At 57.9% G+C, this 12,205-nt stretch carries 7 protein-coding genes; 4 read left to right on the top strand and 3 right to left on the bottom strand.

What is annotated here, in order from left to right; translation table 11 throughout:
- Positions 1-393 precede the first annotated feature (393 nt).
- Together MTR72_RS21605 and MTR72_RS21600 are read right to left on the bottom strand one after the other, a co-directional pair.
- The gene (locus tag MTR72_RS21605; protein ID WP_280968671.1) at positions 394-639 is read right to left on the bottom strand and encodes a hypothetical protein; all 246 of its coding nucleotides are present in this window, start codon (positions 637-639) and stop codon (positions 394-396) included.
- Positions 640-951: 312 nt separating this feature from the next.
- Positions 952-1,305 carry a hypothetical protein gene (locus MTR72_RS21600; protein ID WP_280968670.1) on the bottom strand — a complete coding sequence of 118 codons (354 nt, stop codon included), beginning with the start codon at positions 1,303-1,305 and terminating at the stop codon, positions 952-954.
- Between the two features lie 3,317 nt (positions 1,306-4,622).
- Here MTR72_RS21600 and MTR72_RS21595 point away from each other — a divergent pair.
- The 4 genes from MTR72_RS21595 to MTR72_RS21580 all read left to right on the top strand — a co-directional run bounded on the left by MTR72_RS21595 (position 4,623) and on the right by MTR72_RS21580 (position 8,744).
- The gene (locus MTR72_RS21595) at positions 4,623-5,693 is read left to right on the top strand and encodes a cytochrome-c peroxidase (RefSeq protein ID WP_280968669.1); all 1,071 of its coding nucleotides are present in this window, start codon (positions 4,623-4,625) and stop codon (positions 5,691-5,693) included.
- Between the two features lie 682 nt (positions 5,694-6,375).
- Positions 6,376-6,852 (top strand): hypothetical protein, encoded by a 477-nt coding sequence (locus tag MTR72_RS21590; RefSeq protein WP_280968668.1) that lies wholly within the window; start codon positions 6,376-6,378, stop codon positions 6,850-6,852.
- Between the two features lie 34 nt (positions 6,853-6,886).
- Positions 6,887-8,011 (top strand): molybdenum ABC transporter ATP-binding protein, encoded by a 1,125-nt coding sequence (modC, locus tag MTR72_RS21585; protein WP_280968667.1) that lies wholly within the window; start codon positions 6,887-6,889, stop codon positions 8,009-8,011.
- A gap of 55 nt (positions 8,012-8,066) precedes the next feature.
- Complete coding sequence (locus MTR72_RS21580) at positions 8,067-8,744, top strand: DUF2478 domain-containing protein (protein WP_341510927.1); 678 nt, start codon at positions 8,067-8,069, stop codon at positions 8,742-8,744.
- A 105-nt stretch (positions 8,745-8,849) separates the two neighbouring features.
- Here the strand turns inward: MTR72_RS21580 and MTR72_RS21575 are convergent, their stop codons facing one another.
- Complete coding sequence (locus MTR72_RS21575) at positions 8,850-11,918, bottom strand: Ulp1 family isopeptidase (RefSeq protein WP_341510926.1); 3,069 nt, start codon at positions 11,916-11,918, stop codon at positions 8,850-8,852.
- Positions 11,919-12,205 lie beyond the last annotated feature (287 nt).

Genomic DNA, 12,205 nt, shown 5'->3' with positions numbered 1-12,205 from the left:
TGGTGCCGGGTGCCGGCACGCCGGCAGCGGGACGCTTAGGCCGGCAACTTTGCTGTCGCTTGCGGCGAGGCGGCCTCACTTCCCCCTGCGTTCAAGCGCTCATGTAAATAGCTGAGCTAAAAAGTGTACAGCCCATCGCGCCTAACGCCGCTCGGCCTTATCTACGAGAAGGCGCGCACCCGACGTTAACACGGGTTCGCTAAATTTCTCCGATGACGAGTTCTCAGCCATTTTGACATCCGCCACGAAGACCGGCCCTCCCCCTCGGCTCTCACCGTCGCAGATCTCGACGGGCAAGCGCTGATGAGGCGGCACTTAATCCTTACGCGTTCGACTGAATGATCAAACAGCCGCATCCGCACTGGTGCGACACAGAGTTTCTGTATGTCGACCTCAATGTAGTTGATCTGCACCGCGACCAATGAACTCGAGCATCGACTGCGCCTCGTTGATCTCGCGTGAAACACGTTTCAATATTCGTATTGCTATCTCCTCCGTCGCGATCAGTCCCGCTCTCTCGCAGGCTAACCCAAAATGATGCATCACCTGCTCGTCAGAGGGCGCGATACGATTCTGCAACAAGCTGGTCGTCAATGACGAGAGCATGTGCTCGACGACGTCATTCTCCGCCTGGCTCAAGACATAGTCCTTCTGACTTTTTGTTCAGTTCTGTAATTTTTGGCCGCCACATCGCGAGAGTGTCGCTGCGAAGGATAGTCATCTTCGACACTGCAGCTTCATGCCCGTTGAAAGCTGCTATCGAGAGATTTATTTGGTCGGTTACCTCACAGCTCAGACCGCTTCTCCTCAGCACAGGCGTACGGCTTCAGAAAGCGTGAGTTGCGCGATTGTGATAGCTCCACAGCGGCATTCCGCTCTTTTGGAGTGCCGACCGAATGATGCTGCAAATATGGAAAGGCCTTAATTCCGACCTTCCCAATCAGAACGTCGTCAAGTTGCGACACACGAGAAGCTATTCTCTCGCAAACGTCCCGGCCGGCGTCCAGCCTTTCGACTCAACGCGTTGCATGTCGTGGCGTAGCCCCACGATCTTCCGGCGCGGATGCTTTCCTCGAACCTCGGCAGAAATCTAGATTGAAACTCAACCGCCGCCTTTTGCTGGAACACCGAATGATCGACGTTGCGCAGTTGCTTGTCGCGCGTGACCACCACTGTTGAGAATTCAACGATGTCGCTGGCGCGATCGATTTCGCCTGGCGCCCTCGTGAGGCTGGTTTGAAAGGACATAAAACCTTCCGAGCTTTCACCGCAGCGCTCTGTGCGGCCATCAGTGCTGCCGGTCATCGCCTCTGGCCAGATAATGAACCGTCTATTCCGTTGGAGTACTTGCTTGCGAGCGCGGGCTGTTCACCCAGCGCGCTTTCGCTGGACCGCTAAAAACCCGATTACAGGTGGGGTCAGCCATATTCTGCTGCCTGTATCATTCCATCATCCATGCCATCTCGCGGCTCCAACTGGTCAGTGTACTTGACAATGGCTGGCCCGGCGCCCCGTGCCGACGATGCAAATGGCTTTCCTGGCCATCGCCCGCAAGCGAAAAAAGTGGCAATCAGCAGGCCACCCCCCTCGATCTCCATTTGCGACGCGCCATCAACGCCTGCCAAGCGGGCCTTTATCTTTTACTCATCAGCAAGCCTACAACCTGTCGCAGCGTGAGATTCAAGCCATTAAATCGGTCTTCTGAGGCCGAGTGTGCACAGAGGATGTCGATAGCAATGATTGTCCGTGGAATGCTCATTTGGCGCGACGCTGCGTCTAGCCGACATTTGCGTCGGATTGCCAAGATCCCAATCCCGGCGATTGGGTAGCGCGTGCCGGGGATCGCAGTCAGGCTGGCTCGCCTTCCTCAAACAATCGCCCCCATGGCTTTCCCATGTCGTTGATGAGGTCCACCTCGCCTATAAATTATTTTTTGGGTAAGCGATTGCGAATGCCCGGTAGCAGCGCGGGACTGATCAGGATCAGAGAGGAGGCGATTGCATGAAGCCGCCACCGCTTTCCGCCGCTTGGGCCGCTAGAGCTCGACATCGCTACGTTTCGAGTCGCGAGCTGTGGCCCAAGTCAGGTCCAGCGCCTGAACAGGCAACAAAACCGTCAAACGCTTGCAATTCCACTGCCATCGAGCATGGGGATATGCGTTGAGCGTCCTGCTTGAGCCGTCTGCGTGTCCGGACATGGATTTAACCGCTCTCCGGTTCTCGGTTTTTGTTCGCGCACCAATCAATCCTGTGGAGCGCAGGAATTGTGCAAGGCACACGATCGCAGCGCCGTGAAAACGCGAGGATCTACCGCGATTTCTCGTCACACGCGCGGTGTAGGGTGATATTGATGATAAGGGTTGAGTTGCATACATCGAACGACTCGCCGAAAGAACGGGCGGGAAGTCGCAAGTCCTCGGATGCAATTATTCAGCAGGAATGCGGAGCGAAGGAATGGCTGCTCGATGACGATCGCCATGCTTGATACTCCAGGGACGAAGTGAACTACATCTGTGATGACTTCAATTGATGATACATTAAGTGAGATCAGATGGCTGCGGAGTGAAATCTGGCGCTGCCGTCGATTACTTAGAAGGGACCTACCTGGCGCGGAGCGCAAGGCCGTTGAGAAGCGTCTGCTTGAACAGCTTTCTGCCTTTGAACGGCTCTTGTCGACGGCGTTTCCTTTGACCTTGAGCCCTAAAGTGTATTCGACCAAGAGCACCACGATCGGGCGAAGCGACCCCCCTGAAGCGCCCATCGAGAACGCCGCAATGGCATCGAGCGGTTCCTTCGGGAAGTTGATGGACGGCTAACGGAGGTTTCCTAGCTCTATCGGTAGCTTGAGCCCGGCAGTCGAGACCAAGCTAATCCCCAGCTGAGAAATCTGAGGAAGACCGCGATCGAACACACCTCCAACGCTAACATTCCGGCGATCTTTGCCAGATATAGCCGAGTTAGCCACCTGCCGGAAAATACTTGGTTGCCGACCACAACGCTATAGATTGATGGGCAGCACGGATTCCTGCATATGTCCGGCCCTAACCACCACAGTTTACGCAGATTGTCCTCCCGACCAGTTACAGCGAGCCGATGGCAATCTCACGACGGCCTCAAAGTCGGCGAATGGCTGCAGCGCTGAATAGAGCGCAACTGCTGCAGTACGAAATCGACGTTCAGAGCGCATTACAGCCTCGTAACACGCGTGGGCGCACTGTCGATCGGTGATCGAGGCCAATCGATTCACGGAGCTCAGCCCCCCTGATAGATGAACTGCGGCTCGGCTGGCTGATACTTCCAGCCCAATCGACTTTCGGCCACCAAGCTGGTCAAACTTCGGCGCCCGTCGGTCTGAACACCTCACTGTCGCTCGATTTCTGCAACTGCCGCTCGGACGCCTCACTCTCGATGGAGGACGACCGGAAGCCTGTTGAGACGTCGTCTCGGTCCGTCGCTTCTCTCCGCCGCGGTTGGCATCATGCGGCGGCATTCGCCGCGCAAGTTCTTGAAATTGTCCCTAAGACAAAACATGGCTACGTCCACATCGCCACGCCCTGTAAAGCGGTCACAGAAGCGCATCACGTCTGGTCTGCACGACGTCAAAACTTGCTCGGCCCGCCGATCTCGCGCACGAGCGTGTCCTGCGCACCACGTGGCTGCGATCGCGATCACGATCACAGCGAGAGCGGCTGCACAGCGATGCGTATTGCAAACCCGGCTCATTCGCCGCTCTTGATTCACCAAACCTGTCTTAAGCCGCATATCCTTCACTATAATTCTTTGCCCCGCGAGCGTAATCTGTTTACCGGATTGGGTCGGCAGCCGCGGTCGCGCTGTTGCGGGGCAGCCGCAATGATTACGGTCCCCAGAATCATCGTCGTGCCACGCGCAACACGCTCCTTGCGAAGACCTAGATACAACAGAGATCCGCCGTTTAGCGCTTGTGTGGCGATGCTGGTTCCCAATATGGTGTTCAGCTTCGCAATGCCTACAACCTGACGCTACGGTCGATTCAAGCACTTTGAGCGTCCGGCATGTATGAATACGTCCTGAGACGGGCATACCCACATTGGGGGCAGTAGGACGCACTCCCGACAACTGCACGCCTGACCAACTACCCGCGGGTAGGAACGTCACCGATGTTGGTGGATGACGGTCAACCTAGTGTGGGGCTTGAAGGCTCAAAGGGCAGGCATCGAGACGATCAGCGACAAGCCGCGTCGGCGCAGCTCGCTTTGTTCGCGGTCCCAACCGGCTGACCTGCAGAGTCAAAGTTCGGTACGATGGGTTTACGAGAAGCACAGAGGTTTGGACCGACAGGCCAGGATACCGTGGCTGGACGGTGATTGTTGCAATTGTCACGTACCGCGATTCGACAGCGTCAAGCCGCCTGCTGCTATTCACGGTGCGCAATTGCTTGAAACCAGCTCAGCAGCTTCGACCTTGAGCCTCGCTGGCACGCCGGTTGCTACTAACACCGGCAGAGCGTCAGGCTGGGTGCAGCCTAGCCGAAACACGGAAGACACCATTCGTCGTTGACTGCTGCAGGTCTTTCTGCGGACGGACGCGGACCGCGCGCTATGTTCGCGACTCCACGGTCTAGGAGAAAAACCGAGACTTCACATGAGGAAATTAGCGGTACGCGAGCTTTCCATGGCCGGCAGGTTAAGTGTTGTGGCCACAGCGATTCTGGTTTCGCCAGCAGCAGGCGCCAATGAGGATTTGATGCGCGCCGCCAAGCGGATTTTCAAGCCGATTCCCTCAGTCGTTCCAGCGGTGAAGGACAATCCTATCACCCATGAAAAGGTCACACTTGGCAAATCCTTGTTTTTCGATCCGAGGCTATCGGCGAGCGGGGTTATTAGCTGCAACACGTGTCATAACCTTGGGACGGGCGGGGTAGATGCCGGCCCGACGTCGATTGGTCATCGCTGGCAGCTGGGGTCACGTCGTGCGCCAACAGTCTATAACGCGGTCTTCAACGTAGCGCAGTTCTGGGATGGGCGGGCGGCGGATCTTAAGGCGCAGGCCGCAGGCCCTGTCCAGGCCAGCGTCGAAATGAATGCGACGCCCGATCGCGTGCTCAGAACATTGAATTCAATGACCGATTATGTGGTTATGTTCCGTAAGGCTTTTCCCAACGATGCGGCGCCCGTTACCTTTGAAAATTTCGCCAAGGCCCTCGAGGCTTTCGAGGCGACCTTGATTACTCCCGCCGCCCCCTTCGATCAGTACCTCGATGGCGATGAATATGCTCTCAGCGATCAGCAGAAAGCCGGGCTAAAGCTATTCATCGAAAAGGGATGCTCCTCTTGCCACAACGGAATCAACGTCGGTGGACAGGATTACTTCCCGTTCGGCATGATTGAAAAGCCAGCCGAAAGCCTGCTTCCGAGGGAGGACAAGGGTCGTTTTGCCGTCACCAAGGATCTCGGCGACGAGTATGTTTTCCGCTCGGCGCCGCTGCGCAACGTCGCATTGCGCCCGCCCTATTTCCATTCTGGTCAGGTTTGGAGTCTTAAGCAAGCGGTTGGCGTGATGAGTGAGGTTCAGCTTGGCGCAAAGCTCAGCGATGAAGAAGCTGACGAAATTGTCGCCTTTCTGAATTCGCTCACCGGGCAGCTGCCAAAGATCGATTACCCGATACTGCCCACGCGCACCACTGCAACCCCAAAGCCCTCCTTAGACAAATAGGCCTTCACGATAGCGACACGCTACGTTGTGATTAGCGAGGAAGATAGCACTGCCGCAACGAAATCAGGCGATGTCGCCGTCCAAGCTGGATCATTCAGCAGGGCCAAATCGCGAGCTTCGCTCAACCCGTCCGTCGCTGACGCAAGAATTCCTTAGGGACCTTCAAATTATCCATCTTTGGCAGCTCAATCCTTGGTCACCTGGCATTGCAACGAAGGTCCGCGCGCGCGCCCTGAAATCCGCCCGCAACCGGTGCTGCTAGGAAGACGCTCTGCCGTAGCTCACGGGCACCGCATATCATCTCACATCAGCCCTTTTTCCAAGCGCCCGGCCGCCGACCTTCTCCTCCGCGCAGATCGGAAGGTGCGGCAAATCGGATGGCATGGAGTTGTGCATTATTGACGAGTTTTACGGCCGCATATTCGCCAAAGCACCATCTCCAATGCGAGAGGCGATGGATCATCCTCGGTTTCCATCTCGTAACTTTCGCATGTGCGATTGGTGACGCGAGCGTCCAAAGCCATACAATAAGATGCCCTGATTTAAGACGCCGGGTGAAGACCCATACAAAGTCTCCGTTGCCGCTAGCCGCGCGGATATTCCTTGAAGCGGCACGCGGATTGCTGGGTAAGGTTGACCCAGTTGCCGCGAAGGAAGCGGTCGCGGCGGAGCCGGAGGTCCAATGAGGCTTATTCGATTCATCCTGATCGATCTGGCTTTGATGCTGCTCGCACCGGAGAATGCAGAGGCGATGGCGACCGGCGCAAACTTCAAATCGGCTACCAAAGCTTTGGGATCGTTGATGAGGATTTCCGGCTCCGAGCCAGTATTCAGCTCTGGCGTAAGCCGACATGTTTACCGCCAAACCTCTCAAGCCGCGCGATTTGGACATTCAGCAGAAGCCCTCGGCCCGGCCAAGCAGGCTGAGAACCTCCCGCTGCTGGACAGGCACTTTGCCTCTCATTGGCAAGCGCACTGGGCAGCGTCCGATTGTCACAATCCTCGCGGCGCAGGGATACTCAATAAGCCTCTGGTCTTAACACCGATTCCGCCGCCGCAGCTGATGCCCTCACGCCAGCAGAGACGCCGTGCTGGAGCGGCACAGACTGGATTGTCGCAGGCATGGCCATCATCTGCATTGCAGCGATTGTGCTCGTGACTTGGACGGGACGATACAGCACAGGCGCAGGTTCATGAGAGAAGCAAAAACGGGCTATATTGAGGTTGCCTTCAATGGCTCTCTCGCAAACATTCCGCTAGATGCGCAATTCAGCCTGCCGGCCAAAGGCGTCACAGCAATTTTTGGTCCGCCCGGGTGCGGCAAGACCACACTCGCGCGCTGCATCGCTGGCGTGCAGCATGTGCCGACTGGATTTTGTGCGGTCGATGGAGAGATTTGGCAGGATGAGACGACGTTTCGACCGCCTCATCTGCGTCCCGTCGCATATGTATTCCGACCACCAATTCCTCTTTCTCATTGGTCTGTACGGCACACCCTCCTATACAAGGCGTCAAAATCGACACCAGCACTAATCGATTTTGATGGAGTGGTCGAATTGCTCGCCTTGTCGCCGCTGCTCGAGCGTTCGCCATCACATCTTTCCGCGGCCGAGCGACAGCGACTTGCCCTTGGCAGCGCGCTGTTGGGCCAACCTCAGCTACTTTTGCTGGACGATCCACTCATTGTGCTCGACCGCTCCGCCAAATGCGAGATCCTGCCATTTCTCGAGCGCATGCGGGAAAAGCTCCCATTGCCGATGATCTACATCACCCATGATATCGCTGATATCGAGCGTTTTGCCGATCATCTTGTCATGATGAAAGATGGCGTCGTGACTGCGGCCGGGCCGCTTAATGTCGTTCAGAGCGATCCGGCGCTTGCCAGGCGCGGCGAAGCGGCAGTCTGCCTTGATACCTTGGTCGGCGGCTATGATGGACGCTATGGGCTGATCATGCTCCGCCTCAACGGGGCGCGCCTTCTGATACCTGGAGTGCCGCTTAGACCGGGCGCGCAACTGCGGCTGCGCATCGCAGCCGGCGATGTCAGCATCGCGTGCGAGCCCCCACGGGCAAGCTCTATCCTCAATGTATTTCCGGCACGCATCAAAGCCTCTCTGCCGTTCGACGAGGCGGAGGTCACCTTGGTTCTGGCTCTTGAAACTGGCCGTTCTAGCGTGCCGCTTTTGGCGCGCATCACGCGCCGCTCCTTTGACGCGCTACGGCTCAGCAATGGAGCGAACGTTTTTGCGGAGGTCGCGCGCGCCGTTCCGCTCGCGGCTGCCGAGCGGTGCTTGCAACGCCTGCCACGATCCGCATGAGAGCGTTCGACAGCTATGCCCCGATACGAGAAACACATCAACAGGAACCCGGGCCATGATCGATAATCTGGATGAGATAGATCCGAATAGTGTGGGGGCTATTCTCTACCGTCCAAAAGATGATGTGGATAGGCTACTCGCCGATTTCGCGCAGGACATCGCGCAGCAAGGCGTACGCATCGGCGGCATCGTGCAGCGACACGCGAGGTGCGCAAACGGCACGCACGTCATGCTCGCAATCGACGTTGCGACAGGACAAGAGATCTTGATTTCCCAGCCACTCGGCAGCGGAGCTATGTCCTGTAATCTCGATACAAATGGGCTTGCCGAGGCCGCAGCTGTCGTTTCCCAGGCACTTCGCAACAAGATCGATCTTCTTGTGATCAACAAATTCGCCAAACAAGAAGCCGCTGGCCGGGGCCTGCGCGCCGAATTCGTTGACGCGATCACCCGAGGCGTACCAGTCCTGACAGCCGTTCCGAAAAAATGCCTTGCCGACTGGCGAACCTTCACCGCGGGCGTTGGCACGCTGCTGCCTTGTGATCGTCAATCCTTGGAGCAGTGGTGGTGCGAGATCTCAACGCGCCTGGCGCGCAGCGGGGCCTTCAGCCCCAGCTGCGGTTATTTGGGGACGACGATACCGGATCGCTTGATGACGACAGTGAGACTGTCGACCACGTCGTCTCCGAAATCGCCCGTCGGGCTCTTTCGCCGCCTCCGAAAACAGCCTTAGCCCTTGCGCCCGCTCCCACGCTCTGCGCCACCGCGATGCCTTGCGAACGTGCCGATTGCGGACCTTCTATGGCGAGAGTTCAACCAGCTGCCGGTTCCGCCGATATCAACCCCTCAGTCGGTTCTGCAGTGCCTGCCGGTCGACGACGAGATTACTTAGGTTCAGGTCTGGCGGACGTCTTCCCGCTAACCGCCTGGCCAGCGCCCGCGTACCGTCGAGCACAAAGACACCGCAATCGTAGCCGTTCCTCTGCTGGCGTATGGGGGCGTTTTGTAGGTTGTCTCCGGCTCCCACCCGCGCTGCGAGCATTGCTGCGGGTCTGTCATTGCGTCCCCGGGCGGAGTCGTAGTGGTAGGCGACCGGATTGTTGCGATCGCGGCGGTCCACCAGCAGCAACGACCAATGGGACCCGCGGTCATCGAGGTCCATGGTGCTGGCGTCATTCACCGGCAAGAACAGAAAGTCGGCTGTGTCGTTACCATTGGGATCATCGACAATCTGATGGAATGCGGATAGCGCGTCGGCGTTGGTACCCTGGCCCACCCGAAAGGCCATGAGAGGGTCTACAAACCGGGTCCGGGCGGCAAGATTTGGATTGCTCGCCCACAACTCGTGCGCCAGGAGTTCGTAGTCCCGCTGGATATGCTCGTCGCCCAGCCAGTCCCTGGCTCCGAGCACCCGCCCGCTGCGGTCGCCGGCAGAGGCGCTCGCAGCCGAACCGCCGACCCTGGCCTTAGGAGCCGAGGATGGGCCAGCATGATGGATCAGCTGAGCGTCGCGGCGTCCTCGCGGACCCAACGTGATGGAGTAGGCCTCCCCGTTGATGGAGACCGGCTGGGGAGCCATTCGCGAACTCGGCAACAGCATTTTATTGTCCAGTACATCGAGCAGAAAATCCGGCACCGGCTGTGAGCCATGCTGCCAATCCTCGCCGACGAGATATCCGATATCCTCCAGCTCTTGAGGTACGCCTGATGGCCCGATGAAGAACGGAGGTCTGCCGGCAGGGCTCTGCACCGGCCCTGACTGAGCATCGTCACGCATGTCCTGCGGTGTGGACGGCAGGCCAACCAAAGAACCGAGACCCCGATAGATGTCTGAGGACCGAGCTGGCTCACCCTTCGGCGTTGGAAAGTCGAAATAGGTCGGCAGTTGTGGGGACCAAGTCGAGCTCGACCCAGCCGGCTCCTGCAAGCCGGCCTGACCCAACGGGCCTAACACCGGCGGCCACTCACTTTCGGACGGCGGCGTCGGCAAATCTCGCATCCAGGTCGGGATGGAGGTTGAATCCGAGCCTGCTCTTTGCTGAGGAGAGGGTACACCCAGCGCTCTGTTTGCCTCGACGACTTGCGCATACTGCCTGAGCTTCTTGAGAGTCACGCCAGATTTCCCTTTGGCTTCGGCGTAAGCCCGGTAGTCTGCATCCAGCGAGCGTTGCTGCTCATTGTTGCCGTTGATTCGGCTCGCGATGCTCTCCCTACCCTCTGTGCGGAGCCAGTCGCTGAACTTGCGTTGCGCCGAGGCAGTACCTTGAATGGTTTTTCTTCTGTGCTGGGAACTCGGGTCGAGCTTGCTCAGCTCTTCGTTGGCGAGGCCCGCGATGAGGCGGGCGTCGTCGTCGTAAGGGCGAAATCCTTGTTGGGGCTCGAGACCTAGGTATTCTCTAAATGGATCGAGTGGGGCCGTCCGCTTTGTGGCTTTACTGAACGCCGCATAATCTGCGTTCAATGACGATTGCTGCGCAGGATTGCCGCCGATTCGGTCCATGATGCTCGGCATGCCCTCCCTTTGAAGCCAATCACTAAAAGAGCGTAGCCGGGAAACCATCGTCGAAACGGCGGCTTTCTCTTTCTTGGTCGCGTCAGATCCAAGCTTGGACAGAGCGTCGGTCAAAAAGTCATCGATCGTGGAGATGTCCTCCGGATGAGCCGACAATGTTTCGCGCCCCATCAGGCGGGCCCCGGCACCGACAGCTTGGAGCCCGTCAGCCCCGATCCTGCGCAGGTGAGACAGTGCCGCGCTGAGGCGGTCACGATCATCGCCACCAGCTTCGATGTATTCGTCGATGTCGGCGGCTAGCGACCTTGGTTCATTGAACGCCCGAAGAGCCAATGGCCCCTTATTCTGGGCTCGGAGCCAACGAGCGAACGTGTTGAGCGCCTGCACATTGGACTTGATCGTAGCAGCCGGGACCTTTCCAGTCCCGCGGCCTCTGGTACCATCGGGAGTAATTCTGTAGTCTTTGACGTTTTCCACGAACTGGCGGATCATCCGCTCGTCCTGGGGATGCATCGGTTGCTCTCGCGTATTCACAAAAGCTGGGGCCGGAATGGGATTTCCAGCCAGGAAATTCTGGAGTGTTTCCAATGCTCCACCCACATAGTTCCTGCTATTGGCGCTGGCCACCTTCATGAATTCATCTTTATAGGCGGCTAGCCGATCAGCGTTGCCAAGCAGGTTCTTTAGCGTGATGCCTTTGGGTCGGACGAACTCGCTGAACATTCGAAGCGCCGTCACGTAGTTCTCGATGGTCTTGGTCTTACGGTTCGCGCTACCCAATGCCGTCTTGAACTCTTCAATCAGCTCCAGGTCCTCTTCGGACGGTCGACTGCGCTTTGCGAAATCCATGCGGAGCTCTGAATAGACGGCGTCGGAGGACGAGCCCCCGGACGACTTCTCCCGGCGACTTCCTCCAAAGACCTTGCCGAGCCCTGATTTGACCCGCGAGAACAGTCCACGGGACTTGCTCTCCTTGGTCCGCGCCTCCGGTTGTACTTCCGACGGCGCTGTGTAGCGCATGCTGCTGAATGGCCTGTCCCGCAAGTCAGATTGGTAATCGGTTGCGGCCGAGCCAAGATGAGCATGCGGAACATCGACGCTATAACGCGTGCTGCTGAAGGAACTGTCCCGCAGGTTGGACCTGGGCGGCATCCGCATCGAACCACCAATATCCGTACGGTGGATATTTTCATGCGACCGGGCGGCTGGAGCCTCGGGGGAACTCGCCTCAGGCGAACTCTCCTCAGAAGAGTGGAGTTGCAGCTCGTCCAACTGCTGCTCGAAGCCAGCTTGATCTGCAGGCTCGGCAGCGGCCTCTTGCCGCGCTCGCTGCAGCTCTTGTTGCTCGGCATACCAGCGCATCCAATAGTTCGGATCGTTATAACCCGGCTCCACACCACTCTCCCTAGATGACGTAACTCTTCATAGCCGACCCAGAGTCACACTCCGGTGCGCCGACCATGTAGACTCCCGCTCAAAAAAGCCGGCCGACGAGATCGATGCCTGAACAAAAGAGACCCCATCGCACGCCGCTCCGAGCTCGTGCATTACTCACACCGGCCCAACCTTGCCAACTGCAGCAGAGCGCCCGCTCCTGAGTGGCATCGCTAAAACCGAAAACAGTCCAAGAGAAACGAAAGCCAACTTGCCTCATCGGAAGAGCAACGGCCCTTCGCGTACTA

Source organism: Bradyrhizobium sp. ISRA442, assembly GCF_038085055.1.
Lineage (GTDB): Bacteria > Pseudomonadota > Alphaproteobacteria > Rhizobiales > Xanthobacteraceae > Bradyrhizobium.
The sequence above is the reverse complement of the archived record's forward strand: the minus strand, read 5'-3'. Positions and strand labels throughout refer to the sequence as shown.